The organism is Peribacillus sp. NJ11 (assembly GCF_030348405.1).
Taxonomy (GTDB): Bacteria; Bacillota; Bacilli; order Bacillales; family DSM-1321; genus Peribacillus.
Map to the genome: position 1 here is coordinate 4,197,051 of NZ_JAUCFO010000001.1, position 26,506 is coordinate 4,223,556.

Consider the following 26,506-nt stretch of genomic DNA (forward strand, 5'->3'; position numbering starts at 1 on the left):
GGACGTTAGCCTTCCCCAGCCTAGACTCTTCCTAAAATAAGTTTCTTATTAAACTTTACCGGAAGGCACATCATTAGTAAAATATATATAATTTATTGTAACTATTAAGAATATTAATAATAAGGTGGTAATTCTATGTACTATGATGCTCTAAAAACATTTGTGACCCTTGTGGAAGTCAAGAATTTTACTAAAACGGCAGAAATGCTCCTAATGTCACAACCAAGTGTTAGTTTGCACATAAAAAAATTAGAGGAAGAGTTCCAAACCAAATTATTTCTCCGCTCCCCTAAATTCCTAAAAGTCACCTTGACAGGAGAAATTCTTTACGATCGGGCTAAGCAAATGATCACAATATATGAACAGACCAGACAAGACATCCAGGAACATGATAGGTCCATTAAAGGAGAATTAAAGATAGGGGCAAGTTTTACGATAGGAGAGTACATCCTACCTTCGTTGCTCATCGACCTTCAAAAGGATTACCCTGAACTTGAACTTCAAGTCGTAATTGGAAACACTGAAGAAATCGTTCAAGCCGTTCGGTTATACAAAGTGGATATCGGCTTGATCGAGGGTCAAACTAATGAAAAAGAGCTTTCTGTACACCCCTTCATGCAAGATGAGCTTTTCGTTGTTTCTTCCAACGACCATGAACTCGCTTATAAAGACGAAGTGGAGATTACCGATTTACATGACCAAGCATGGGTAACCAGGGAAGTTGGGTCCGGTACACGAGAATACCTTAACCATGTCATACGTTCAAATGGTTTGAAAATTAAATCGATACTTACGATAAGCAGCAATCAAGGCATTAAAGAAACACTTATAAAAAACGGCGTAGGGCTGGCTCTCCTTTCCCAAAGTGTCATTGAAAGGGATGTGCAAAATAAAATCCTTTCTATTATTCAGTTAAAAAATGAATCCTTTAACCGAACTCTTTCCTACGTGTATTCACCAATTATGGAAGATAAAAAGAATGTCAAGACTTTTATAACTGAATTAAACAAAAAATGGCCTATGAAAGCAAAGCCGGTAGGCTGATCATTGCGAAGAATGCTGTTCTATGAATGAAGTTACAGGCTGGTAATCCTGATGACAGGAACCTTTTTAAGTATATACACTAACAAACTTAACCGAATGATCCGGGATTAGGCTGTTTAACAGGTTGCTTCTGTACTTTATTAGCATTCACAGCCTGCCTTTTGATTTAATGAATGGAGAGGAAAATGGAGTTTATTACGTGGAATGATGACTTGCTTAAATGGCGTTGCTGTATTTTTTATAAACATAAGGAGAAGTCATTATGGAAAGAAGCGCACCATAGTTAAGGTTAAAAGTGACTTCGTCTCCTACTATCAGATTACACTTTTTGGGATCAAGCACGGTGTGGTCACTACTCGAACCAAGGATCTCGATATCCGTTTTCGGAATTAACCCTGCCACCAGAACATCCTGATTTCCCACTCCAAGAATAACTCTACTCATTTGGCCACGATCTTGAAATTGAGGAAAGACTCCAAAAGCATTCTGACCTATTTCCCCATAGGGTACGGAAGGTTTTCTTTTCGATTCAATAACTTCAGTCACGAAAGTGAAAGCATCAGTATATAAGTCTGGGATGGCCAGTCTATTTAATGTTTCACGACCCAAATAAATGGATTCGCCCAACCGTAAATTGTTAACCTTCCCTACTGAATCAACTGCCATGAACCAATTATAATTGGCAGAGTTCCCTCCCGATATATAGGAAAGAGGAAGCGAGAATTTCGTTTCAACTGCGCTGGCCAATAAAGATAACATGCCCATTTTCTGCTCGTTTGGTTTTACTCCACCAAAGCAGGCAAAGTTAACTCCTATGCCCACTATTTTGACCCCTTGGAGTTTCAAGACCTCTGAAATAAAAGAATCAAGATCTTCAGGCATGATCCCTTCTCTTAAATCTCCCATTTCGATCATTAGAATAATCTTCTGCTCCTTGTTATGCCTTAAAGCAGCTTCTGATAATCTTTCAATAACGGAAAACTCGGTATTCAAGCTAATATCTGCATTTTTTATAACGGAATCCACTTCACTTAAAGAAGGAGATTTTAATAATACAAAGTTTGCCTTGATTCCTGCATCACGCATTTTTTGGAGATTGGCAACCTTCGAATCTGCGAGCATATGAATCCCTTGATCCAATAAGATCCTTGCTATTTCCGGAGCTCCGCAAACCGTTTTTGTAACGCCCATAATCTCAATATTTTTTGTGCCATATATTTTAACAAGCTCAGCTGCATTATGGGCAATTTTTGCAAGGTTGATTTCGATCCTTGGTGTAAAAGACTGTGTCATTTAATCAATGCTTTTTCCTGTTTACCATTCAAGTTGGGGAAGGCATCAAAAATACTTGCAATCAGTTTGTCGCAGCCAAATTTTAGTACATCAGTCGTTGGAAGTTTAATATCCTCTTCATATTCGGAAATTGTTTTAGCCAGCTCATCATCGGACATGTTTTCATGGTTGATGGTCACCGCAATCACTTTTGCCTTTGAAAAGTTTTCAATAAGATCGATCTCGCTTTTTACCGTCGGCATTTCCATATAGCTAAAGTCACCTAAATGTTCCCGTTTGGGTGCGTGCTGAATGATGACCGCTCCAGGTCTTGAGCCTCTTATTATTCCACACGAACTTATATATGCTGGGTGGCTTAACGCCCCTTGGCCTTCGACTATAATAATATCCGGATTATCATTTTCATATGCCTTCATGATTTGGTTTTCAATTTCACCTGTCATGAATTGGGACGGGATTGCATCAATCGCCACACCGTATTTCGCCCCCTGTATCAGTCCCGTTTGTCCCGTCGCAATAAAAGCGACATTAAAGCCCCTTTTTAGTAAGGCATCTTCGAGCAGAACCGACGTTGTACGCTTGCCTATTGCACTATCCGTACCAAGAACGGCTACAATGGGTGTATCGATGTTTAAAATCCGTCCTGAAAAGAGATGCATATCCTTTTTTTGTGCAGGTTTTCTTACGTCATGGATCGTGATCTCGAATTGTTCTGCGTGCTTAATGAACTCTGGGTCATCTGTAAAAAACTCATGAAGAGGGTTAACGATATTCATCCCATGTTCCATGGCTTTGAGAAGGAGATTTCTCTCATCCTTTTTAAGGAATGCCTCTGAAGGAGCTATTCCATATATGAATTGATCAGGAACATTCTGTATATTTTCGAGTGCCTGGTTAAGGTCCTTGAATATAGGTATTCCATTTTTCTCCCCAATTAGGCATTCGCCCGCATCCATTCCAGCCTTTGTACTATCAATCACACCAACAATCTCAAATTTCCTAGAGCTTCTAACTAGTCCATTAGCTGTCTTTCCATCCATTGTCCCAAAATTATTTTCACAATATACTATAGCAGTTTCTTTCATAAGGCTTTTCCTCCCAAAATCTATTTTTACGACCATATCTCGACTTAAAGATAATTTACATATTTAATCAATAAAAAAACTCCTGATCCATAAAAAAAAAGCCATATTTAGGAGAAAAATTGTAACTAATTTTCAAAATATACAAAATTTTCACCCGCTTTTACAAGTATAGCATAGTTGACGAATAACTGTTCGATTTGTTTAGTTTTATTTCAAGACTTACGATTTGTTCCGTACCATCCATTTTTCATTATGTAAATATAGTAAGTAACTTCCTTTTTCCCTATTTCAGCCGTAAGTATTTTTCCAAGTGAAGTTAAAGTGCTTTTCATTCAAAACAGCAAACTCATAGTAACTGTCCTTATATTAAAGCCCCATTTTTTCGTATAGTTTAATAGCTTTGTTCTCTGTAAAAGCACTTAGCTCCCCCCTTCTGTTTCATATAAAGGAAAAGCTCCTTAAGACAGCTCCGAAGTATTAAGGGGATTCCACGATTAAAAATCCCAATTTCTCAGTCTATGAATGAGGAATTGGGATTTAAATATTAAACAATGGACCCTTTTTGTTGAAGGTCATTACTTAAACTTTATAAGATAGCATAATTATAGTGGTGGATTTTCCACACCTAAATGAATCCAATCTTCTTTTGGCGGCCCATAAACCCCAGAAGGTTTTATTCCTGCTTGACGCATCAGAACCGTAACTTGTCCCCGATGATGAACAATATGCTTGATTAGTCCCATAAGGATGGACGCATTTGTTTCCTGTCTTCCAAAAGCTTCTTGTATTTGTTCTAAGGATTCGTCTGTCCATTGAAGTTCAATAATTTTGGCTGCATGAGAACTTACATTTTTAAAAGTAATAGCTATTTCCTGGGCTGAAGATGGGACGTTTTCTGCACTTTCTATCCGATCAATCTTTAAACCGAAATGAGCTAGATAATCTGGAATGCTTGTTGTAAAATGCCACGCAATTCTTCCCAAAGTACGACCTTCAGGATAAACTTGTTGTTCTAATGAATCATCTGTCAAGCTATCCAAAACTTTTTGAGTCAGTATAGCTTCTTTATTCCATTCTTTAATAAAATCTGAAATTGTAATATACATATAATCCCTCCCCTATTTCGATAGATAATTACTTACTCAAAGTACATTATAAAACATATGTTCCCCCTATTCAAATTTAGTTAAAATAAAGAGTTATAAACTGGGGATTAATGACTCATATTGGAATTAGCCTGCATATTAAGTAAAGAAATAATCGTTTAGAATACTCTCACTGCTTCGGTTGTCTTGGCATTTGAGCTATGCAAATGAGCGAGCTTTTTCCACTTTAAGATTAGTATTTATTATTTAATGACATTTAATTAAAGAGAGAAGTATTAGCATATAACGATGAAGCACCACCTGAGTGTACAAAAAGGATGTTATCCTCCGGCTTAAAGGTGCCTTTTTGGATTAAATCAATGAGTCCCGCTGCCGCTTTACCCGTGTATACCGGATCCAGCAAAATCCCTTCTGTTCTTGCCATAAGCTTGACAGCTTCCACCATTTCAGGGGTAGGCAAAGCATAACCAGGACCGACATACTCATCCAAACACGTAACAGCCTCACGAGGGATTGAATTTTGTATGCCGATGTGTGTTAAAGTTTCTCTAACAAGCTGAAAAACTTTCTCTTCTTGTTCAGCTTTTCCTCTGCTTACATTTATGCCAATTACTGAAATTCCACTTTGATTTCCATGAAATCCTGCCACCAAACCAGCATGCATTCCCCCACTGCCGCTTACACAAATAACTGCTTTCAAATCTATCCCTTGCTCAAAGGACTGTGCTAAAATCTCCTGAGCGCATGCAATATATCCCGTTGCACCAATGACATTGGATCCTCCAACGGGAATGATGTAAGGTTTATCTCCTTTCTCTGTTACCTCTTTAGCGACTTTCTGCATTTCTTGCATTAAGTCCGCTCCATTAGGTACAACTATAATTTGGTCAGCCCCCAATAAATGATAGAGAAAATAGTTACCGTTAAAATCCGGCTCTGAATTTTTTGAAAGTCCCTCTTCCAACACTAGGATGCATTTCATTTTCTCTTTAACGGCAGCAGCTAGTGTCAAGCGGCAATGATTCGATTGAATGCCTCCACATGTAATCAACGTATCCGCGCCTTGTTCCAATGCATCGGCAACAAGGAATTCCAGTTTTCTTGTTTTATTTCCCCCAGCCGTCAGACCAAGCATATCATCTCGTTTAACATAAATGGATGGGCCCCCAAGAACTTGAGAAAAATGATCTAATCTCTCAACTGATGTATATGTTGGTGTATATCGCTTTCTAGGAAATTGTGCTAAATTCATTATAAAAACTCCTCCTGTATCCTCTGTTGTACACTTAAAAAAATCAATCTGACGTTCTCGTTATTTAGAAAATAAATAATAGCAAACGCTTCTATTTCCATCATAGCATGTTTAGGTAAACGAGCAACTTCATTGCACTTCTAGCAGGATAGAATACATCATTCATCACGGCAAAGTGACTATATCAAACCGATGTTTACTGTAAGTTTGCTTCCGCTTATTCTATGACACCCTTGTTTTCCACTATATTATCGGGCAATTCCCCCCCTTGTTTCAGGATAGTTGGGGCTTCCCTGAATTTCATACCTTGCCTCTAAGGACAGATAGCCTTGTGGTCTTCTTTGGTTTTAATTGTTTCATAGATTATATAAATCACCTCTTGGATTTTAAATAAATGCTAAATCATTAGTTATGCCGAAACAGAAACGGACTCGAACCATTGAAATGTATAAATAATCAAAAGTCTGAAGCATTGAAATGACTTCAATCGTTTTTTAAGATAAAATAAATATACTTGTATATAATTGGATTTTAGAAAGGAGCACCATGGAAACCAAACACTATCAATATATTACAGAACAAATAGAACATTATTCTTCTAAGCCCTTAAGGGAAGCTATATTTTTCGTTATTAAAAATGCGATCATCGAAGGGGTATTTTTACCAGGAGATCGTTTAACGGAAGATGATATCGCCCAACAATTCAATTGTAGCCGTACACCGGTTCGTGAAGCTTTGAGGAAATTAGAACAGGAAAATTTGCTTCAGGTGAAACCTGGTATAGGTATGGTCATATCCAATGTGGATATTGGACTTTTGCAGCAAGAATTGGAAATCAGGAAAATGCTCGAAAACTATTCGATACAAAAAGCATGTGAAGGAATTACGGAAGAGGAATTGAAAAAATTGGAATGGGCAACGGATAAACTGCAAGGGGCAATAAATAGTAATGACCGAATAGCGGCTAGTCGTGCAAACATTGAATTTCACCGCTTATTATATTCCTACTCGAGAAATACCTTTCTCCAAAAGACTACTGATTCATTATGGCTTTCTTTAAGAATTTCCTTTTTGTCGGCCCGTAATGAAGATGTTACAATGGTTGATAAAGGCTGGTATGAGGATCGGAACAACGAGCACTTACAGTTAATCCATGCAATTCGTGAAAAAGATGTAGAAAAAGCAATAAAGGTCAATACAATCCATATCCAAAAAAGTCATGATTATTACCTTGATTACATAAAACGTATATCTGAATGAAATTAACATTAATAAAAGGGTGCCTATTTGCGAAATTCAGTCCGCAAATGTAGGAACCCTTTTATTTTATGCCACATTTAACGACCCTCAGGCAGTATACGATCGATTCGCGTGATATTCCAACCTTCTCTCGCTTATTCCGGCCCTCCGCGCGATATTTCGTTCAGTATTTCTCATGTCATTCATTTGGTTTGCATTATGAATCCAAATGCAGTTTCACTTTAAGGAAATCTTGAGGCGTGTCAATGTCAAATCCCCACATCGGATCATCAAAAGGAACTGTTTCAGTCAGCCGGGCATATTTCCTGATGATGTTTTTACCACCTTGATCACCTTCTATTGAATGGAATTCATTGAGGATCACTGCATCGACTAGTATCGGATGTCCTAAGTCTCCTTTATATTTCGGTTGTACGATCCGTATTCCTTCATCTTTACATGCTGTATATTTTTTAATTAAAGCTTGTATGACGTCAGGGGAAATAAGCGGCTGATCCGCAAGGAAGATCATGACTGCATCCACCTGTTCTTTGATGGATTGAACTCCAAGTTTTAGGGAGGTGGACATTCCATCTGCATATTTCGGATTATGAATAATCTTCAATTCTGGAAAATCAGCACAATGTTGACGTATTTCTTCTATATATTTACCGGCAACCAAGAAGATGGGCTGCATGGAGCTGCCAACGATAGGATGAATGACATGACGAAAAAGAGGTTGGCCCCGTAAAGGAAGGAACAGTTTTGGTTCTCCCATTCGAATGGACATGCCTGCCGCAAGTATGATTGCGCCTATTTTAGGCATGAATCTTCACTTTACCATGCAAGGGTGCAGGAATTCTTCCATTCCTTACAGCCATAAGTTCCGACACAATACTTAGTGCAACTTCTTCCATCGTTTCAGCACCGAGGTCCAAACCAATTGGTGAGTGAATTGGACCGCTGTTGAAGTCTTCTCCAATGGTATTGAGCATTTCCGTGGTACGGGAGATTGGGCCAAGCACACCAATATATCGTGGGTCACTTTTTAAAGCCACTTGTAAGGTTTTCTCATCTAAAGACTGGAGATGATTCATGACTACCCACCATGATCCAGTGAATTCACAAGGATTTATTCCCTCTGGGCATTTTTGTAAATTCGAAGCCGAAGGAAACAGACGATCATTATTGAAATCTTTACGTGAGTCCAATACCGTTACGGAAAACCCAGCTTTTGCCGCCAAATCGACAACTGGTACAGCATCCCTGCCAGCCCCAGCGATTATCAAATGCTCACTAGGCTTAATAGCATCAATTAAAAACCGGTTTCCCTCCAGGTTCACCATTTCCGCACGAGTTTGTGTATCCATCACCATTCTTGCTTTTTCAATGACTTCAGAAGGCACATTCTCATGATTTCCAATGAGGTTACCATATCTATCGATGATTAACCCTTTACCGGTGGAGACATCCAATATCAATGTGAATTTTTGACCTTTCTGGACAATTTGATTGGTCATGATCCAGAATTCGTCATCTGGCTCAATAGGGAGGATAAATATATCCAATTTACCTTTGCATCCTATTCCCAATCCCCAAATTTCATTCTCGCTTAAGTCATATTGGTGTGTAAGGAAAGTGTTGGTTTCCATAGCTTTTTCCGCCCAGCCATATAAATCGTTTTCCAAACACCCGCCACTTATCGTGCCAAACATCTTTCCGTCCGATGCCATCATCATTTTTGCACCTGGAAGTCTGTATGCAGAACCTTTTACACCTATCTGCATGACCATAGCTGCTTTTTCGTGCCGCTCCCATGCTGAATTTATATTTTCCAATACTTCCTTTAGTTCTTGTAACCTTGACATACTTAACCCCCTTCTTGAAATCTGGTATTCACATATTTGGAAGCAGAAAAAAGGGAGAAAAATAGAAAATTCCCATTTGACTCTCCCCCCATTATTCATTTTCAGTAATTTAAATCAGATCACCTAATATCCTTTTCTGACTAAGAAAACACTTAAGATTAGGGAGAGGGCAACAAAACATAAAAGGGCAATAAACCCGCCATTATATGAACCGCTCATTTGACTGAACAATCCGACAACCATAGGTCCTAGAGCTGCAATTAAATAAGATACACAGCCGAAAACCCCACTGATGCTCCCCATTACCTCCGGTGATGCTACACGGTGAAGCATGGTCATGGTAAGGGCAGCTGGCATAAACAAAAGACCTATCAGTAAAATGCTCAATACGGCCGCAACTGTGCTGTCAGTAGTGAAAAGGGAGAAAAGCATGAAAACGATGATAAGCCCGCATGCCCCGCATACAAAAACAGCCCTTTTCATGAATCGATCAGAGAGAAACCCAGCAACCATTTGTACAACAATCGCTAATGCAAAACCCCCGGCATTTATTACAGCGGAATTTACAAAAGCTATCCCTTTTTCTTCCGTTAAATAGCTTGGTAAAAAGGTGGAAATTCCATAGTAGGCAATGGAAATGCAAGAATAAACAATCGTTAAGATCCAGAACATCGGACTCGTAAGAACCGCTTTTACATTCCCTTTATTTGCGGCAGGAGTTTTCCCCTCTTTTTGATTACTTTGAATATAGTTTAATTCCATTGAATTAACTGCATAATGCTTAGCCGGATTATCTCTTGTCATGATCACAAATATAATCAAGCATACGACCGATAATGCTGCAAGTATAAAGTAACTTTCCCTCCAGCCGTATGTGGACGCTATGATGGCTATTAGCGGAAGCCCGAGAACTGGTCCTATCGCATTCCCGTTATACCATGTTGTTTGTGCTTTTGCTTGTTCATTCTGCGGGAACCAGCTTGAGGTCAATTTCAGTGCCATTGGATACAGGACACCTTCTCCGATTCCCAATATGGCCCTGGACCATAAGATTGCACTAATGGAATCGGCCATTCCACCTAAAACCATCGCAAATGCCCATAGAGTGATCCCTATGAGACCGCTGCGTAGCGCACCAATCCTATCAACGATGAAACCCCAAGCTAATTGACCAAAAGCATAAGTCACTAAAAATATGCTGCTAAGTGTTCCTTTCACTAAGTTTCCATCAATGCCCAAATCAGTTAGAAAAGGCTTGTTTGCCAGTAAAATATTTATATTTGCCTTATCCATCATGGAAACAGTGAAAAGAATAAGCAAAGGAAAAGCCGTAAAGAACCAACGAGTGTTCGTCATTTTCCCCGATGGAACTTGCAGTTGTGGATTTAAATTATTCAAGAAAATCAGCCCCTATTCATGAAATGTTCGTAACGAGTGTAATCCCCTATTTACACCTTCCATTTTCATGCTCGTCTGTCATTATGTCATGGCATAGGGTAATATCCATCAACAATGAATCCTGAATCGCTAAAATGAATCCTTATAACCTACTTCGATTTTATACTGTTCCCTTTCCGCTTCCTTAATCCAATTACGGAGTTTACTAGGGCTAATGGGTAATTGATTGATCATGATTTCTAATGGATCGAGCGCATCAACGACAGCATTCGCTATCGCTGCAGGCGGCGAAATGGCTCCACCTTCACCTACTCCCTTGATACCAAGTGGATTTCTGGTGGAGAGGAATTCTTGATGGGACTTTTCAACAGTCGGGATCTCCATGGATGTCGGCAATAAATAATCCATATAAGATCCAGTCAAAAGTTGACCTTTCTCATCGTAAACGATTTCTTCATATAGGGCCGCACCAATTCCCTGGGCTATGCCACCCTGAACCTGACCATCCACGATCATTGGATTGATGACCTTTCCTGCGTCATGGACCACACTATAGCCCTTCAACTCGACAAAACCCGTTTTCTTATCCACTTCCACCATGGCAATATGGACGGACGATGAAAAAGTAACAGTCGGCGGAACGAAGTAATGTGTGACTTGCAGGCCTGGTTCCATTCCTGCAGGCACTTTGCATCTGTTTCCTGGACGTGCCGCTTCCGCAATTTCCTTATAGGTCACACATTTTTCAGGTTCGGTCTTAACAAATGCTTTACCATTCTCCATTTGTAAATCAGAGGATTTCACTTCAAGCATGGCAGCTGCGACAACCAATACTTTTTCCCTTAACTTTGCTGAAGCAATTTGAATGGCCGATCCGGCATTTACTGCACTCCGGCTTGCGTACGTCCCGGCACCAAAGGCCAAGTTCGCTGTATCCCCGACCCTTATAGTAATTTCATTGGGGCTAAGCATTAATTCATCCGCACAGATTTGGGAGAATACCGTTTCGTGTCCCTGCCCCTGTGGGGATGCTCCAAGATATGCCACAACTTGACCGGAACCATCAATCGTGACATAGGCGCTTTCGAATGGACCAGCACCGGTTCCTTCTACATAAGTTGAAATGCCGACACCGACAAGCTTTCCTTGCTTTTTCCACTTTTTTTGCCGCTCTCTAAAGCCTTCGTAATCAACCATTTTCAACCCTTGATCCAGTGCTGCAGGATAATCCCCGCTATCATAAATCAGCTGTGCTCCATCTTTAACCAAAATCCCTTGGTCATAAGGCATATCCTCCGCTTGAATCATGTTCTTTCGCATAACTTCCACTGGATCCATTTTCAACTTTCTAGCGACCATATCGATAATTCGATCCATTACGAAAACGACCTCTGGTCTCCCCGCTCCCCTGAATGGAACATTCGGTGTTTTGTTCGTTAAGACAATCTGGCAAGTAGAATCATAGTTTGGAATCTTATATGCCCCCCTTAGATGGTAGGCACTATTGTAGGCGCATGTTAAACCAAAATAATTCACAGCGCCACTATCTATAATGAAATGATCTTTAATTCCTAAAATAGTGCCATCCCGATTATAAGCAACCTCAACATCATGGATTTGATCCCTTGAATGGCGGGCACTTGTCATATGTTCAAGGCGGTCTTCAATCCATTTTACAGGTCTATTCATTAACTTGGATAAATATGGAACCATGATTTCTTCTGGGTGAACCCCACCCTTTGGTCCGAAGCCTCCACCTACGTCGGGTGCTGTCACCCTGATTTGCTGTTCAACCAAATCCAATGATCTAGCTATATAGGTTCTAATCTCAAAAGGGAGCTGGGTAGAAGAATAAACATGTAATTGATCGGTTCGGTTTTCATAGGTTGAAACGACCCCCCTCGTTTCGAGCGGGTTGGAAGAAACTCTAGGCGTTTGGATTCTTGCCTTTAGAATATGATCTGCATCCTTAAGCGACTGTAAGTCATTTCCTGTCGTTACATGAAAATTTGACTGGATGTTACTCTGTAAGTGTTCTTGAATCAATGGTGCGCCTATTTCCAATGATTTGAATGGATCAACTACCACTGGTAATGTTTCATATTTCACTTTTATTAAATCTGCTGCATCTTCAGCCACATACCGGTTTTCTGCAACTACGACTGCAATTGGTTGCCCAACATACATCACCTTATTCTTGGCCAGGACATCTTCATAACAAAAATGGATAGTGGGATTGATCGCTTCCACAAGATTGGGAGGCAAAGCACAATGGGATTCAAATTGGACAAGAGGCTTTATTTTCCCATCTATATCCTTTCCGGTGAGGATTGCATGTACACCTTCCAATGCCTGAGCTTCGCTGATATCAATCCCTTTGATGGTGGCATGTGCATGCGTGCTGCGGACAAAGACTGCTTCAACCATATTTGCCATTCGGATATCTCCCACGAATTGCCCTGTACCTGTAACCAAACGATAGTCTTCCTTCCGTTTAATACTTTGGCCAACGTATTTCGTCATGCCTCATCCCTCCTTAATTGGACACCTTCTGGGCAGCCTGCTTGACAGCTTTAATAATGTTGGAGTAGCCTGTGCATCGACATAAATTTCCTGATATGCATTTTCTTATTTCTTCTTCATCCGGATTTGAATTTTCTTCCAGGAAACTTGAAAGCGTTATCAAAAAACCTGGTGTACAAAATCCGCACTGCAGGGCATGATTGTCAGAAAATGCTTGCTGTAAGTGACTAAGTTCCCCATTCTCTTGGATCAGTGACTCCACAGTCTTGACTTCACATCCATCCGCTTGGACTGCAAGCATTAAACATGAGCGGACTGGATCACCATTAACCTGGATTGTACAAGCACCGCAAACTCCATGTTCACAGCCAATATGTGTTCCAGTAAGTAACAGGTTCTCCCTGATAAAATCCGATAATAGCAATCTAGGATCTACTTCCCTCGAAATATCTTGTCCGTTAACTTTTAGGTGTATCTTAATTCCCTCCATCACATCACCCTGCCCCCTTGTGCACGAACGGTCGCTTGCTTTAAGGCCCGGATGACCATCGTACCAGATAGTTCCCTTCTATATTCGGCAGTACCATGGAGATCCGATTCAGGTTCGACCAACTCCATGGTTAAATCACCCGCTTCGTTAAAAATTTCCTCAGTAGGTTCCTTTCCAACTAAAAGACTCTCCACATCCTCTAAAAGTGTGGGAACGGAGTTCACTCCACCAATAGCTAATTTAACATCAGAAAATCTGCCACCTTCACATAAATCCACTACTGCAGCCACCTCAACCAAACCAAAATCCCCATGCCTTCTGGCCACTTCAACAAATGCCGATCCACTAGTCGGTTTTATGCTCGGGAACCGAATCTCTTTAACCAATTGATCCGGCTGCAAGGATGTTAGCATATAGGTAAGAAAGAATTCTTCAGGACTCACTATTTCTTCGCCATTTACATCGGCAATGACTATTTCACCTCTTAAAGCGGTTAAAACGCATGGTAGCTCCGCAGATGGGTCCCCATGGGCAATACTGCCACCAACCGTTCCCCTATTGCGAATTTGTTCATGGCCTACCCACCGGATCGCTTCCGATAGCAATGGACACTTTACCTTAACCAATTCAGATTTTTCTATTTCCGTGTGTTTCGTCAAAGCTCCGATAACCAGTGATTCACCATCTTCCTGTATATAGCTCAACCCTTCAGCCCTACCTATATCAATAAGGTATTTAGGTGTTGAAAGTCTCATATTCAATAATGGGATCAAACTTTGACCACCGGATAAAACTTTCGCATCTTCTCCGTATTCCGATAAATAGTGGACCGCTTCTTCCATGCTCGAAGGTCGAAGGTAATTAAACTTAGCTGGTTTGATAGGAACCCCTCCATTCTTATTTCACCTTTCAAATTGGTTTGAATGATCGCATCAAATTCTTTGATATGTTTTTAACTGTTTCTCCATATCCTTAAAGAATTTACCTGCCATGAATTTTGCAATACCACCAATGACCCTGCTTCCCACACCAGCGATCATTCCACCTATATCTGCGTTACATTCCCAAATTAATTGGCATCCCTCACCATCAGGAACGATTTTACAGGCCATTTCCGCAGAAACAAAACCCGGCTTCCCGCTGCCTTCAGCATTTAAGATATACTGATAAGGCACTTCTAAATCCCTCAATTTAACCTTTCCCGTATAGTCACCTTTTACAGCTGCAACACCAAGCTTTAGTTCAACATCGTATTCGCCATCTGCAACTAATGACAGATCTTGACATCCTGGTATGGCATTCTTAAGTAATTCCGGATTATGCATGGCTTCCCAAATCACTTCTGTACTATAATCAAAGTTTATTTTTCCTGATATCTCCAATTCACTCAGCCTCCATACGTACAAATTTTGGTTATAACCCGTTTGTTTCTTGAAAAGATTAACATTCTAAGATGCATACATGTATACATCTTAAATTAAATTTTTAGAACCAATGAACGCCCTTTAATAATATTAATATTCCGAATTATTTGTCAACTATTTTTTTCTTTTGTTGCTAAATATCTCACTTTTATCCAACCGTACAAGGCAATGGTTGAAGTCCCCCGCTTGCCCATTGCCTTGTAAATGCTTTCTACGGTTTTAATTTGTCCAGTAAGTTTATCAACTGCCAAGGGGGAATGCTGATGAATGGCTGAACTATAGATTATAGTGAATAAAAGTTTCGGATATATAGACTCCTGGAGTTCAATATTCCTGATTATGTAAGTTCAAAGGGCTCAGATAATTGCTTTCGGAACACTTTTTGATGATCAAATGAAATACGATTACGCATCAAAACGTTCTAGCAATTCAATAATCACTTTATAGGTCGAGGTTGTATCCATATAGGCATATCTGCCTTTTCCGTTAAAAAAGTTCCCTGTCTGTATGACCGGGTACCCCATTTCTTCCAACATCTTCATTTTATCCTCCATGTCTTCTACGACAAACGAGATATGGTGAACTCCCTCTCCATATGTTTCAAGATGATCTTTCCACGTGCTAGGTGATTCGCCCGGCTCGATCAATTCAATCTGAATTAACGGAGTATCGATAAACATATATCTTGATTTCCCTTCAGTGGGCTGCCCTTTGTAAATCACATTTTTAATTTCGGTGGGACCCGAATGAATGATGGGAGGTTTTTCAATACCCAACAACTCACAATATGCATTTGCAGCCTCATCCAGATCTTTCACAACCAGTGCAAGTTGTTCCACTTTGTTTGTCCCTAATAGCGGCTGAACTCTTGCATCTTCAGGTCTTTCCCATTCCGTTTGTCTTGGTTCTGCACTTTCAAGCAGTTCAACTAAGGTTTTGTGATCATCCAGTGTATCCACATATACATATCTGCCGTCACTTGAAGTGAATTCGCCCGTTTGCAAAACCGGGTATCCACTTTTCTCCATGATTGGCAGTCTCTTTTGGATAGAGTCAACATCAAAAGCAATATGGTGGATCCCTTCGCCCACTTCATCCAGGAACTCACGCATCGTTCCTGGATTTTTATCCGGTTCTATTAGTTCAAATTGCACGGTTGGTGTATTCAGAAAAGCCAGTTTAGATTTTGATTCCGTCGGCACACCTCTAAAAGTGACCTTCGAAACAGAACTGTCCCCAGTTAAAAATGGTTCTGCCTTCTTAATGCCCAGCAGTTTTGTGAAAGCTAGATTAGCAGCTTCAATATCTTTTACAACAAATGCGAGTTGATTAATATTCCTATTGCCCAATAGTGATTCAGCCATACTTATTAACCTACTTCCCATAGTTTATTTTGTTATAAAACTCACCCCAGTCCGCGAACTGACAATCCCCCATCACTGGAAATGACTTCTCCGGTAATTGCACGCGCTTCGTCCGATGCTAACAGGACATAAGCAGCTACATGATCTTCGGGCATCTGGGCAAGCTGAAGTGGGTTTCTTTTTTTTATGCTTTTGGCCTTCGTATCATTATCCACGATTTTCACGAATGGACTTAGAGGGGGAATGACGGATAATGCTGTCAGTGTACCACCAGGCGCAACAGCATTCACCCTAATATTCGGAGCGAGTTCAAAGGCAAGTTGGCGCATCAACCCTATTTGAGCGTGCTTGCTTGCTGTGTACCAAACCCCGCCGCCATCAGGATAGAAACTAGCACCGGATACGGTGAAAATAATATTGCCATTCGATTTTTGCAGTTCTTTAAGAGCGGCTTTCGCACCGAAGAAAGATCCTTTTACGTTAATATCGAGCAGAAAATCATATGCATCGGAAAGTGCCTCGGGAGTTACGTCGGCAAATTTAGCGAAACCATCAAAGACTCCTGCATTGGCAACGAAAACATCCAGCTTTCCAAATTGCTCGACAGTGGCCTGTACAGCCCTCTCATTGTCTTCATATTTACTTACATCACCTTGGTTAATGAGAATCTCTTCACCAAATTCTTCTTTCATTTTCTTTAGCGTTTCTATCGAGCGACCGATAATGCTGACTTTTGCCCCTTCTTGTATAAAACGTCTAGTGACAGCCTCTCCTATACCTGAATTGCCTCCGGTAATCAACACTACTTTATCCTTTAACGCCATTGCCATTGTAACCAGCCTCCTTGTTTTCTCTTTTATCCAAGTCCATATTATACGAAGATAGCAAGATTCCTGGTATTTATCGTTGTTTGGTCAACAATGAATATCCGTTTGGAAAGTTTCCATTTACCATCTTCGAATATGAATTCGTCATTTCGTTCCCCCGAAATCAAATCGTGTTGAATATCCGTGCTTCGGCTTCGATAGATAAGCAGATAACTCTTAACGACTGCCTTTTCACCTTCTACAAAGTCTTTAACGCGTACATTAGAGACAAAACGCCGTGTTCTTGATGGTGGTATTTCCGCCCATGCATAATCAGTTTTCAATCTATCCACGCGCAGCTTCAGCAGCTCAATATCATCATTAAATGTAAACATGTCCGTTGAATAATCCGGGCGTTCCACCCCTTCTTTATTAACACGAACAGGCATTTGATAACGCAAGCTGGTGTGCATTAGATCGAACCAATCATCAAATTCAATATCATCCAATAATTGTGCTTCATCATACAACCACTGTTCAAATTCACATTTAAGTAACATTTTCTCCACGTTCATTTCCGTTCCCCCTCCCAGTTATTATTTCGTCATTAATTCCAGCCAGTACTTGTAGAAATTCCGTTGGCTGGCTTCTGTAAATTTATCATCGTAAGCAATACCCGGTCCGATAAAATCAACAGGATCACGATGTAGACCCATGGTATAATTATAGGTTAAGTTCTTAAGGAAAGGCATTGGACCTTGGGCTGCTTCAGTAATATCCGTAAACACTTCCGTATCATCCTGTTCGAAAATACCGGATGGGCTAAAGGTCAATATAAACGAATCTCTTGATCTATCTTTCCAATCTTGGGAGGCGTTCTTTTCCACGAGCATCCAAGCGATCACTTCCATTTTATTGTGACCGATTGGACGCCACATTCTAATTGAAGTGTTGGAGATGAACTGGTCTTTGATTTTTGTATGGGATATTAAAAAGGATAAGTTGGGGAAAACGTTTCCAATCATATTCTTTAAGTTTGATAACACTTCATATTGTTCTTCAGTCAGGTTACTTTTAAATTCATCTTTCAATTCTTCAGGGAAAGCGAAGTCAGGGTTAGGTGTCCCTAAGTTTAGTCCATGTCCATTATCCATATGGATTTGAAAACCACGCTTTGAATAGGTAGCATTGGGCACCATCCCCAGTTTTGCGATGGAGCCGTGCGTGACCATCGTGTGATAGGAATCACCAGCAAAGTTATCGGAACCCACTTTCCAGTTGGAATTAACGACGAATCTTTGAGGGACGCCGATAACTTCCATTTCTGCACGACCTACAAGTAAGTCCAAATACCATTTAATATCTCCAAGAAACTCTTCAAGCGGCTCTGCATCTTCATTCCAAGTTCCAAATAAAAGACCTTTATAAGATTCAAGCTTCACTTTATGAAGGCCCATTTCTGAACGGTCAAGGGTGCCCCCATAAATGTCCTTTTGTAATGGTACCCCCACGAGCTCACCTGTGTTTTTAAAATTAAATCCATGATAGGGACATGTAAATAAAGACTTGTTCCCTTTATCTGCACGGCATAGTTTCATTCCGCGATGGGTGCACATATTATAAAACGCCCTGATTTTCCCTTCAGCATCACGAGTAATGATGAGCGAGTAGCCAGCAAGTTCACGGGTCATGAAGTCTCCTTTGTTGGGAACTTCAGATTCATGACCGACAAAAACCCATGTTTTCAAAAACACTTTTTCATGTTCTATATCATAAACCTTTTGATCTCCAAGGAGGTATGCAGGTATAACGCCTTCCTCTGGTTTAACGGTTTCATTCAAATAGTTGACAACTTGCTGTTTTGACATTTCTTCTAAGGATTTATCAGTTTTAAGCATACTTACTCTCTCCCTTCCATAAGCTTGACCAATAATTCATTACCCGATTTGAACGCTCTTTTCCTTGTTTTGCAGAGTAGCCAAAACACTTAATGCGGCTAGATAACTCGTTTTCGGATTATTTGGCATCGGATCATTTTCCACTTCAAGCTTTAGTTTCCCAAATGAACCTGACGCTTCAATTAAGTGGTTGTTTTTAAACACTTTTGGATCGGCAATGATTTTCACTTTCGTCTTTTCAGGTCCAAGACCAGCCAAAGACAGCACAATCGCAACATTAATGTTTCTCGGAAACTGTTTGATCGCTTCTGCAGCCGATCCTTCGAATAAAACCGTTTCTTCTTCCACTGAAGCACCTGTGGGCAATGCGTTTGGCGGTTTTCTCGTAGTAATGCAAACAGAATCAAGGCCATTCACCGCTTTGGCCGATTTAAGGACATCGAGACCTCCAATCGCACCAGACGGAAGGAAAATATTCACTTTATTTTTTTTGCAAATCTGGTTTGATTGTTCTTCGAAGGCAGCATTCGCCATCACGCCTATACTGCTTAACAAGAGATTTCTCCCGCTTTTAAGTACTTTCAATGAGTACTCTTCAGCAGCTTCAATCGTTGCAGCCTCTATGACTAAATCTACATCCGATTTAAGGAGTTCGTCGACATCACTATATGGCTGTGTCCTGAAATCTTCAGCCAGTTGAGCTGCGATTTCTTCACTGCGGGCATAAATCGAAACGATTTTCCCACCTGGAAGAAGTCCGTCGTTATTAATTGCCTGAAGCAGAAATTTCCCGATATTGCCGCACCCGATTAAGCCTAACTTCATATAGTTTCATCCTTCCTCAATCAGCAAACCCGTAGGAGTCCGCAAAGAATTCCAGCCCGCAATGCCTTGTTTCCCGGGAAACACCACTTTCTTTTAAACCAGGGAAATCCAGAGCCAAGTCGCTGAAAACGGTATGATTATTATGGAAAACCGCACCAGCTTCGAGTCGATCTGCCATTTCAACAGCTATATCTTCATTATCGGTCCAAACAGACGCACGCAAGGCAAACTCACTATCATTCGCTAATTTTACAACTTCATCAATATCATTGAAAGGTAAAATTGGAATGACAGGACCGAATTGTTCTACCCTAACCACTTCACTCTGCTGATTGACACCAGTAATAATGGAAGGAAGCATATAATAACCTTTATCCCAAGTTTCAGGATTCAGTTGAATGCCAGCAGTGATTATGTTTCCTCCTTCCTTAGCGGTACGTTCGATCAAGCCATTCACATAGTCATACTGTACTTTATTATTCAATGGACCCATCGTTACGTCAGGCTGAATGCCATCCCCAATTACCACCCGGCTAAACTCTTTGGTCAGCTTCTCAACTACCTCGTCAAAACGTGATTCATGGACATATACTCGTTTAACCGCAGAACACACCTGACCTGCAGCCCGTAAAATCCCCATCCTCAAACGTTTGATCGCCGCTTCATCCATAGTTGCGTCTTCCAAAATAATGGCAGGATCATTGCCGCCAAGTTCCATATACACTTTTTGCAGGTTTCCAGCTGATTTCTTCATGATATCTTTTCCAGTTTCTGTACTTCCGACAAACGCCACTGTCCGTACACGGGAATCGGAACAAAGTTTGTCGCCGATTGCTTTTCCTGATCCTGAGACTATATTGATGACTCCTGGAGGAAAATGTTCAGCAACTACTTTTAAACAGGTCATTATCGTTAACGGGCAATTCGTTGCAGGTTTTACTACAACCGCATTGCCTGCCAAGACAGCAGGTATGACCCTTTTAAATGTTAATATCATCGGAGAATTCCACGGTGTGATAATTGCCGTGACACCTCTTGCCCTTCTCCGGATTTGAACTTTTTGATTTCCTGGGAGCACTTCAGGCTTCCACCAATCAAGTAGTTCTGTCGCGCAGCCCTTCATGACTTCAACACAGCGTAATAAATCCTTTTTAGCTTCAACTAGTGTTTTGCCATTTTCACGTACAAACACTGTAACATTTTCCTCGATTATTTTTGAAAGTTCTTCTGCCGCTGAGTTCATCCGGCTAGCCCGATCCCTCACATCAGAGCGAGACCACGTTTCAAAAGCATTTTCTGCCGCTTCAATCGCGTCATTCACGATTTCCCCAGAGCATTTTGCCACCTGGCCAACTACTTCCGATGTGTTTGCGGGATTGATCACATCGGCTTTTTCAATCATTTCTATCCATTCTCCATTAACAAGGCATTTTCCTGAAACAAATGGGTATGTCGAAATCATTCTCAATCCTCCTTATAGTTTTTTTGGTTTAAATGCTTCCGCAGCTCCTGGTGGTCCACCAAATGGCTTGGCCATTGGACCGACAGCATCCATATCAACAACGATCATTGAAGGTTTACGTCTTTCTTTTGCTTTTTTCAGTTCAGATATGAATTCATCTCCAGATCCAATCCGTACTGCATCAAAATGCATGGACTCAGCCAGTTTCACAAAATCTGGACTTAATAAATCCACGGCTACCTGCCGACCATATGCGGCAGTTTGAATATTGCGAAGAACCCCATAGCCTGAGTCATCGAACAATACGATGATAACTGGTAAGTTTTCTTCGGCTGCCGTAACCATTTCCCCGACATTCACCATAAATCCACCGTCTCCAGCCATAAGAACTACGGTTTTATCTTTACACCCCATTTGGGCACCGATTGCTGTTGGAAGACCTTGACCAATTCCACCGCCAGATGCATGAATGGATGTTCTCGGTTCATAGATTTCAAATAAACGGCTGCCCCAAACGTTTGCCTGTACAGTTACATCTCGAACTAAAATGGTATCGTCCGGTAATATCTCCCTCATGCCATCTACAAATTGCTCATAGGGTCCAAGCGTTTCCCGGAGTTGAGCACGCACTTCATTTCTAAGCGAAAGGACTTCTTGTAAATAAGAAGGTTCAGCCTGCACTGAATTTCTTTCGAGATTTTGAATGATGGCAGCTAGCATATCTTTTGCATCGCCAATCAAACCCAGCGTGGCCTTATAATTCCGGTTAATGGCCTGCCAATCCGCATCGATCGCTATATGTTCCTCTGGCACCGGCACTTTCCAGTTGGATGTTTCATTTCCCCTGAATCTTACACCTACACTGATCAATAAATCCGCATTTCCCAAAAACTCTTTTGTTGTTTCATAAGCCGCAAAATGTCCGATGCATTGTTCATGGTTTTCTGGGATCGAACCTTTTCCTGACTGACTGGTTATAACTGCTGCACCAAGGATTTCCGCCAATTTTTGCAGCTCTTGCGAAGCATTGGCAGTGATGACTCCACCCCCGGCCCATATCACAGGACGGCGTGCTTCAACCATTTTTTGCACGGCTTGTTCGGGAATGAATGGCGTTGAATTTGTTTCAGACGTTGAAGCTCGTTGTCCTTCGAGGGTTAGATCTTCTATGATTGCCGATTGATAGTCAATGGGAATTTCCAATGTAACCGGTCCTGTTGGTGCAGTTAACGCCTCTTGGATCGCCTTCCTTACAACTGCCGCAGTTTGCTCAGGATTTCTCAGCCTCACTGCATTTTTACACGCTCCGCTCATCATTGAAAGCTGGTCTTTACACTCATGTATGTATCCTTTGCCTGTACCAAGATAAGAAGAAGCTACCTCACCAGTAAGATGAAGAAGGGGAACACCAGCTGCCCAAGCTTCCACTAATGAACCAGCTGCATTACCTGCCCCTGTACCGGTACTCGTGATCACTACACCCAATTTCCCAGTAGCGCGGGCATATCCATCGGCCATATTGACGGCACCGCTCTCACCGCGTGAACAAATGAGTTTAATGCTCCCTTCTCTAAGAATTGCATCATAGATGGGCATATTGTGAATACTGACAATCCCGAAAGCCGCTTCCACTCCTGCTTGAACTAGTTCCTTTACGATGGAATCGGCGGTCGTAAACTCTATTTCTTCTTGTATTTTCATCGCGTTATCCTACCTTTTTTAGTAATATATTTAAAGTGCCTTTCCGATCGCTCCTGCTGTCTCAATCGTCGAACCCGCTACATAACTTGCTTTGTCTGAAGCAAGGAAAACAATGACACTGGCCACTTCTTCCGCTTCCCCTACGCGGCCGAGAGGGATATTACGTTTTTTCGCAAGGTCTCCGTAATATTCTTCCGGGTCCATATCCGGCGCATTTTTCAATCTTCTTCGCTCCCATTGATCGGTCCGGATCAATCCAAGACTCACTGAATTCACCAGTATGTTGTCAAAGGCCAGTTCCTGGGACAAGGTTTTGCTTAAATTAAGGAGACCAGCCCGTGCTGCTGCAGTCGCTACCATGTGACGTTCAGGTTCTTTAGCAAGCGTTGCATTAATATTAATAATCCGCCCCCCTCCCCTTTTAACTAAATGAGGATGCGTTGCACGAACGGCATATATGATGGCAAAAAACTTTAATTGAATCTGTTCATCCCACTGCTCATCCGTAATGTCAAAAAAGTAGCCCATAACGCTTTGACCGGCTGCATTCACCAATATATCGATCCCGCCAAACTTCTCAGCCGTACCATTAATGAAAGAATCCACATCAGATTTGGAGGTGACATCACAGGTTGAAGCAAAAATATCATCCTTAGTGCCAAATGAGAGCAATTGACTTTGTGCACTATCCATACGCTCTGTGCTTCTGCCGCATATAGCCACTTTCGCTCCTTCAGCTAAAAACATTTCTGCTGTTTTTAATCCCACGCCCGATGTGCCGCCCATAATGACAGCCACTTTCCCTTTCAATCCTAAATCCATCTTGTCACTCCTTTTTCAAAACCATTTTCCTTAAGTGCGCTGACCTTTAAAATACAGGAAGTTGTTTCACTGTAACCAATACATCTAGCGCAAGTACAAATGGAAGGAAATGGAATACCTTCTCATTTTTTAGACATGACTGAATCATCTATAGCAGAGTCCACCCAGCCAGGATCGGGATCTCCGCCCATTGCTTTGCGGGCTTCGGGTTTCGGCGGCCCTGCAATCCCCCATTGATCCATTAAATGTGGTACCCGTTTCCATACACGTGCTCTCCATTCCGATTCATCTTCAATCGTTTCCAGATAACATGTATACTCCATAACAAAACCGCCTGGATCTTGAAAATAACAGAAAATATTGTCTCCAGGTCCATGACGTCCAGGTCCCCAAAGTTCTGACAGTCCTGCTTTCCGCACATTGCTTATGCCGCGCATCAGTTCATCCACGGAATCGACTTCGTAGGCGATATGATTGACTGACGCATGTTCATCTTGATTGAAGGCAATGGAGTGATGCTTTCTGTTGCATCGCAGGAATGACATTTGATGCTCACTCCAATCGGTAACTTTAAAACCAAGTACGTCTGTATAAAACTCAACGATCATATCCAAGTTCTTAGTGTTCATTACAACATGATTCAGCTTCACTGGATCAACATTTTTCTTGTTCCAAATTGACGTTTGAACTTCCACCCAAGCCGAAAGCTCTATCACGCGATTTTCCGGATCAATAAACCGTAGGCCATAACCAGCACCTGCTTCATCCAAATATCCAGGCGGTTCAATAATTCGAACACCCTTCGATTGTAATATTCCCGCTGCTCGATCCACCGCATTTTTATCGACCATTCCGAAAGATAAATGGTGCAACCCACGTTTTTCTCCCTTGTGTAGGCTTAAAATATGATGTTCCGGTCCTGCCCCCCGAAAATAAACGGTATTCTCCTCATCCGGAGCATCCACTCTATCCAGTCCCCAAACCTTTTCGTAAAACTCTGCTTGATCGTCGAAATTCGGAGTAATCATGCTAATATGTCGTAAATGAGTAATCCCTAACATCTTTTTTATACCTCCCATAAATCAGATTACCTTTTAGAAAATTTGCATTGACCACATTTAAATCTAATCGAAAAGGGCGCCTCATTAATTTCCATAATGCAGGTGCCCTTTTCGGCTAAATGATCAGTCTTTAATGATGGCTTCTCTTTCTTTTGAGCGTTGTTTACGCAGTTCTTCCAGCTCGCTGCCTTCAGGATATGTTGGCAAGTTAGGCTTCACTGCCCCTAGCATCACGAGCATGCGCGCTTCAACATCACCGTCATTCCTAATTCCCCGATAAACCCCTGGTGGGCTACTAATGCAGTCTCTCGCACTTAGTTTAATTTCATGCACTTCGCTAAAGCTATCCTCTTGAATTAACGCAGTGACTTCACCCTCAAGAATGAAAAATACTTCTTCAACATCATCGTGAAGATGCAATGGCCCGATACATCCCGGCGGCAGCACCATTGTACTAAGAGTGAAATGTTCACCTGTAATTACATTTGTATCGTTATTTGCGGTGGCACCGCGTCCGATATATCTCATCTGTGCACGTCTATAAGCTGGATCGATTTCTTCTTGGAACTTCAAGACACCCCAATCAAGCGTACGGTCTTTCAATCGGGCAACATATTTTTTTTCAAAATCTTTCACTGAAAAAGTTTCTTTTGTCATTTTAAAATTCCTCCCTTATTTGTTGTTTCTAAACCACAATGTGTTTCATAAGCAAAACATTGTTTCGTCTATGAATTAATACTAAAATGAAACCGCTTCATTGTCAATGAGTTTTTAGAATATTTAAAACTATTTTTACAATTCACACCTTCTTCCCTCTTGGTATAACTTGGAACGATGCAACCACCATATTCCTTTTTTTAACACAAAAAAAGTGCGGATACCCTAGAATTGGGGATCCACACTTTCGAAGATTATTCATTTTTTTTAGATTGGCACTCAATCATGATCAGATATCTTCATGTTGAAACGGCGTCACCCCACTATATCCCATATAAACGGATAACTGCCGAGAAACATCAAGGAGTTTAGGCAAGGCGATTTTATCGATGAAATCTTCCTGATAAGCCGACTCCGTCGCCACGACATTCAAGGCAGCCAATACATTTCCAGTGCGGTCAAAAATCGGAGCGGCAACAGAACGGATGCCAGGGTGGAATTCCCCGCTTGTCATCGAATAACCATTTTGCCGAATCGATTCCAATTGTTTTTGAAACTCACCCGGCGTGGTAAGTGTTTTATCTGTATAAGGAGTTAGGTTTGAGATTTTGAACATTTGCATTAGCATTTCTTTCGGTTGATAGGCCAAAAGCAATTTTCCATTGGCCAAAGCATGTGCCGGCAGCCGCAAACCTATGTTCACATTGACAGCGGATACCCCTCTAATTGGGGCACTCCCAACATACACAACTTCCTGTCCATCCAAAATGGACAGATGGCAGGAGGCTCCGATTTCATCACGCAGGTTCTCCATATAAGGTTGGACAATTTCCTGGAACTTCAAGCTATTCAAATAGCTGAAGCCCAATTCAAGTACCTTTGGCGTTAAACTGTAACGTTTCGTATGTTCATCCTGAGACAGATAACCAATATTTTGTAATGTGAATAATAAACGATATGGTACCGTTCTGCTTACTCCCAGTTGTTTTGCAATTTCTGAAAGAGACAAACTCGGCTGTACTTCATTAAAGAGCTTAATGATTTCCAACCCTCTTACCAATGAATTAGCACTATATTTCTCTTTCTCTTTTTCTTCGCTTGCCATTAGAGTATTCCCCCCGTTGTTATTGATTTCTCTGCGAACTATATACCCTATTGTTAAGATTTCTTCATCTCAACTACCTAGAA

General features: G+C 41.2%; 24 protein-coding genes. 2 read left to right on the top strand and 22 right to left on the bottom strand.

Annotation, left to right across the window (positions count from 1 at the left end; genetic code table 11):
• The first annotated feature begins 135 nt into the window (after positions 1 to 135).
• Positions 136 to 1,044: a LysR family transcriptional regulator gene (locus tag QUF86_RS20600; RefSeq protein WP_289316571.1), complete on the top strand. Its 909-nt coding sequence runs from the start codon at positions 136 to 138 to the stop codon at positions 1,042 to 1,044.
• Positions 1,045 to 1,260: 216 nt separating this feature from the next.
• Here QUF86_RS20600 and QUF86_RS20605 read toward each other — a convergent pair whose 3' ends face one another.
• The 4 genes from QUF86_RS20605 to cuyA form a co-directional block, all read right to left on the bottom strand.
• Complete coding sequence (locus tag QUF86_RS20605) at positions 1,261 to 2,337, bottom strand: alanine/ornithine racemase family PLP-dependent enzyme (protein ID WP_289335460.1); 1,077 nt, start codon at positions 2,335 to 2,337, stop codon at positions 1,261 to 1,263.
• On the bottom strand, positions 2,334 to 3,422 hold the full coding sequence (locus QUF86_RS20610; protein WP_289335461.1) for an N-acetyltransferase DgcN family protein: 1,089 nt from the start codon (positions 3,420 to 3,422) through the stop codon (positions 2,334 to 2,336). Before QUF86_RS20610 ends, QUF86_RS20605 begins: the two co-directional genes overlap by 4 nt.
• A 602-nt stretch (positions 3,423 to 4,024) precedes the next feature.
• Complete coding sequence (locus QUF86_RS20615) at positions 4,025 to 4,528, bottom strand: DinB family protein (RefSeq protein ID WP_289335462.1); 504 nt, start codon at positions 4,526 to 4,528, stop codon at positions 4,025 to 4,027.
• A gap of 256 nt (positions 4,529 to 4,784) precedes the next feature.
• Entirely contained in the window at positions 4,785 to 5,780 is a 996-nt protein-coding gene (gene cuyA, locus QUF86_RS20620; protein ID WP_289335463.1) for a D-cysteate sulfo-lyase, read from the bottom strand.
• A 546-nt stretch (positions 5,781 to 6,326) separates the two neighbouring features.
• On the opposite strand from cuyA, the gene QUF86_RS20625 reads away from it, so the two are divergent.
• Entirely contained in the window at positions 6,327 to 7,040 is a 714-nt protein-coding gene (locus tag QUF86_RS20625; protein WP_289335465.1) for a GntR family transcriptional regulator, read from the top strand.
• A gap of 196 nt (positions 7,041 to 7,236) precedes the next feature.
• Here the strand turns inward: QUF86_RS20625 and QUF86_RS20630 are convergent, their stop codons facing one another.
• From QUF86_RS20630 to QUF86_RS20715, 18 genes are all read right to left on the bottom strand, one after another.
• Complete coding sequence (locus tag QUF86_RS20630; RefSeq protein WP_289335466.1) at positions 7,237 to 7,845, bottom strand: nucleotidyltransferase family protein; 609 nt, start codon at positions 7,843 to 7,845, stop codon at positions 7,237 to 7,239.
• Positions 7,838 to 8,887, bottom strand: coding sequence for an XdhC family protein (locus QUF86_RS20635; protein ID WP_289335468.1), 1,050 nt, complete (start codon positions 8,885 to 8,887; stop codon positions 7,838 to 7,840). Before QUF86_RS20635 ends, QUF86_RS20630 begins: the two co-directional genes overlap by 8 nt.
• Before the next feature lie 123 nt (positions 8,888 to 9,010).
• Positions 9,011 to 10,285 carry an MFS transporter gene (locus tag QUF86_RS20640; RefSeq protein ID WP_289335469.1) on the bottom strand — a complete coding sequence of 425 codons (1,275 nt, stop codon included), beginning with the start codon at positions 10,283 to 10,285 and terminating at the stop codon, positions 9,011 to 9,013.
• Positions 10,286 to 10,414: 129 nt separating this feature from the next.
• The gene (locus QUF86_RS20645; protein WP_289335470.1) at positions 10,415 to 12,808 is read right to left on the bottom strand and encodes a xanthine dehydrogenase family protein molybdopterin-binding subunit; all 2,394 of its coding nucleotides are present in this window, start codon (positions 12,806 to 12,808) and stop codon (positions 10,415 to 10,417) included.
• A gap of 13 nt (positions 12,809 to 12,821) precedes the next feature.
• Entirely contained in the window at positions 12,822 to 13,298 is a 477-nt protein-coding gene (locus tag QUF86_RS20650) for a (2Fe-2S)-binding protein (RefSeq protein ID WP_289336268.1), read from the bottom strand.
• The gene (locus tag QUF86_RS20655; RefSeq protein WP_289336269.1) at positions 13,298 to 14,179 is read right to left on the bottom strand and encodes an FAD binding domain-containing protein; all 882 of its coding nucleotides are present in this window, start codon (positions 14,177 to 14,179) and stop codon (positions 13,298 to 13,300) included. The genes QUF86_RS20650 and QUF86_RS20655 overlap by 1 nt, the downstream gene beginning before the upstream one ends.
• A 51-nt stretch (positions 14,180 to 14,230) precedes the next feature.
• A complete protein-coding gene (locus QUF86_RS20660; protein ID WP_289335472.1) occupies positions 14,231 to 14,680 on the bottom strand; it encodes an SRPBCC family protein in 450 nt (149 codons plus the stop codon).
• Between the two features lie 446 nt (positions 14,681 to 15,126).
• Positions 15,127 to 16,086, bottom strand: coding sequence for a VOC family protein (locus QUF86_RS20665; protein WP_289335473.1), 960 nt, complete (start codon positions 16,084 to 16,086; stop codon positions 15,127 to 15,129).
• Between the two features lie 41 nt (positions 16,087 to 16,127).
• Positions 16,128 to 16,916, bottom strand: coding sequence for an SDR family NAD(P)-dependent oxidoreductase (locus tag QUF86_RS20670; protein WP_289335474.1), 789 nt, complete (start codon positions 16,914 to 16,916; stop codon positions 16,128 to 16,130).
• A gap of 41 nt (positions 16,917 to 16,957) precedes the next feature.
• Positions 16,958 to 17,467, bottom strand: coding sequence for an aromatic-ring-hydroxylating dioxygenase subunit beta (locus QUF86_RS20675; RefSeq protein WP_289316578.1), 510 nt, complete (start codon positions 17,465 to 17,467; stop codon positions 16,958 to 16,960).
• A 21-nt stretch (positions 17,468 to 17,488) separates the two neighbouring features.
• The gene (locus tag QUF86_RS20680; protein ID WP_289335475.1) at positions 17,489 to 18,790 is read right to left on the bottom strand and encodes an aromatic ring-hydroxylating oxygenase subunit alpha; all 1,302 of its coding nucleotides are present in this window, start codon (positions 18,788 to 18,790) and stop codon (positions 17,489 to 17,491) included.
• A gap of 39 nt (positions 18,791 to 18,829) precedes the next feature.
• Complete coding sequence (nadX, locus tag QUF86_RS20685; RefSeq protein ID WP_289335476.1) at positions 18,830 to 19,615, bottom strand: aspartate dehydrogenase; 786 nt, start codon at positions 19,613 to 19,615, stop codon at positions 18,830 to 18,832.
• A 16-nt stretch (positions 19,616 to 19,631) separates the two neighbouring features.
• Positions 19,632 to 21,077 carry an aldehyde dehydrogenase family protein gene (locus QUF86_RS20690; RefSeq protein WP_289335477.1) on the bottom strand — a complete coding sequence of 482 codons (1,446 nt, stop codon included), beginning with the start codon at positions 21,075 to 21,077 and terminating at the stop codon, positions 19,632 to 19,634.
• Between the two features lie 12 nt (positions 21,078 to 21,089).
• Positions 21,090 to 22,778 (bottom strand): thiamine pyrophosphate-binding protein, encoded by a 1,689-nt coding sequence (locus tag QUF86_RS20695; protein ID WP_289335478.1) that lies wholly within the window; start codon positions 22,776 to 22,778, stop codon positions 21,090 to 21,092.
• Between the two features lie 30 nt (positions 22,779 to 22,808).
• Positions 22,809 to 23,600 carry an SDR family oxidoreductase gene (locus QUF86_RS20700; protein ID WP_289324892.1) on the bottom strand — a complete coding sequence of 264 codons (792 nt, stop codon included), beginning with the start codon at positions 23,598 to 23,600 and terminating at the stop codon, positions 22,809 to 22,811.
• A 122-nt stretch (positions 23,601 to 23,722) separates the two neighbouring features.
• Positions 23,723 to 24,661, bottom strand: a complete 939-nt coding sequence (locus QUF86_RS20705; protein WP_289335480.1) for a VOC family protein — start codon at positions 24,659 to 24,661, stop codon at positions 23,723 to 23,725.
• 123 nt (positions 24,662 to 24,784) lie between these two features.
• A complete protein-coding gene (locus QUF86_RS20710) occupies positions 24,785 to 25,318 on the bottom strand; it encodes a cupin domain-containing protein (protein WP_289316585.1) in 534 nt (177 codons plus the stop codon).
• Between the two features lie 289 nt (positions 25,319 to 25,607).
• Entirely contained in the window at positions 25,608 to 26,423 is an 816-nt protein-coding gene (locus tag QUF86_RS20715) for an IclR family transcriptional regulator (protein WP_289335481.1), read from the bottom strand.
• Positions 26,424 to 26,506 lie beyond the last annotated feature (83 nt).

What these genes read in the sequence shown, in the direction of transcription:
- QUF86_RS20600 (WP_289316571.1), top strand. Translation starts at nt 136, where the DNA reads ATGTACTATGATGCTCTAAAAACATTTGTGACCCTTGTGGAAGTCAAG.
- QUF86_RS20605 (WP_289335460.1), bottom strand. Translation starts at nt 2,337, where the DNA reads ATGACACAGTCTTTTACACCAAGGATCGAAATCAACCTTGCAAAAATT.
- QUF86_RS20610 (WP_289335461.1), bottom strand. Translation starts at nt 3,422, where the DNA reads ATGAAAGAAACTGCTATAGTATATTGTGAAAATAATTTTGGGACAATG.
- QUF86_RS20615 (WP_289335462.1), bottom strand. Translation starts at nt 4,528, where the DNA reads ATGTATATTACAATTTCAGATTTTATTAAAGAATGGAATAAAGAAGCT.
- cuyA (WP_289335463.1), bottom strand. Translation starts at nt 5,780, where the DNA reads ATGAATTTAGCACAATTTCCTAGAAAGCGATATACACCAACATATACA.
- QUF86_RS20625 (WP_289335465.1), top strand. Translation starts at nt 6,327, where the DNA reads ATGGAAACCAAACACTATCAATATATTACAGAACAAATAGAACATTAT.
- QUF86_RS20630 (WP_289335466.1), bottom strand. Translation starts at nt 7,845, where the DNA reads ATGCCTAAAATAGGCGCAATCATACTTGCGGCAGGCATGTCCATTCGA.
- QUF86_RS20635 (WP_289335468.1), bottom strand. Translation starts at nt 8,887, where the DNA reads ATGTCAAGGTTACAAGAACTAAAGGAAGTATTGGAAAATATAAATTCA.
- QUF86_RS20645 (WP_289335470.1), bottom strand. Translation starts at nt 12,808, where the DNA reads ATGACGAAATACGTTGGCCAAAGTATTAAACGGAAGGAAGACTATCGT.
- QUF86_RS20650 (WP_289336268.1), bottom strand. Translation starts at nt 13,298, where the DNA reads ATGGAGGGAATTAAGATACACCTAAAAGTTAACGGACAAGATATTTCG.
- QUF86_RS20665 (WP_289335473.1), bottom strand. Translation starts at nt 16,086, where the DNA reads ATGGCTGAATCACTATTGGGCAATAGGAATATTAATCAACTCGCATTT.
- QUF86_RS20670 (WP_289335474.1), bottom strand. Translation starts at nt 16,916, where the DNA reads ATGGCAATGGCGTTAAAGGATAAAGTAGTGTTGATTACCGGAGGCAAT.
- QUF86_RS20675 (WP_289316578.1), bottom strand. Translation starts at nt 17,467, where the DNA reads ATGAACGTGGAGAAAATGTTACTTAAATGTGAATTTGAACAGTGGTTG.
- QUF86_RS20680 (WP_289335475.1), bottom strand. Translation starts at nt 18,790, where the DNA reads ATGCTTAAAACTGATAAATCCTTAGAAGAAATGTCAAAACAGCAAGTT.
- nadX (WP_289335476.1), bottom strand. Translation starts at nt 19,615, where the DNA reads ATGAAGTTAGGCTTAATCGGGTGCGGCAATATCGGGAAATTTCTGCTT.
- QUF86_RS20690 (WP_289335477.1), bottom strand. Translation starts at nt 21,077, where the DNA reads ATGATTTCGACATACCCATTTGTTTCAGGAAAATGCCTTGTTAATGGA.
- QUF86_RS20695 (WP_289335478.1), bottom strand. Translation starts at nt 22,778, where the DNA reads ATGAAAATACAAGAAGAAATAGAGTTTACGACCGCCGATTCCATCGTA.
- QUF86_RS20700 (WP_289324892.1), bottom strand. Translation starts at nt 23,600, where the DNA reads ATGGATTTAGGATTGAAAGGGAAAGTGGCTGTCATTATGGGCGGCACA.
- QUF86_RS20705 (WP_289335480.1), bottom strand. Translation starts at nt 24,661, where the DNA reads ATGTTAGGGATTACTCATTTACGACATATTAGCATGATTACTCCGAAT.
- QUF86_RS20710 (WP_289316585.1), bottom strand. Translation starts at nt 25,318, where the DNA reads ATGACAAAAGAAACTTTTTCAGTGAAAGATTTTGAAAAAAAATATGTT.
- QUF86_RS20715 (WP_289335481.1), bottom strand. Translation starts at nt 26,423, where the DNA reads ATGGCAAGCGAAGAAAAAGAGAAAGAGAAATATAGTGCTAATTCATTG.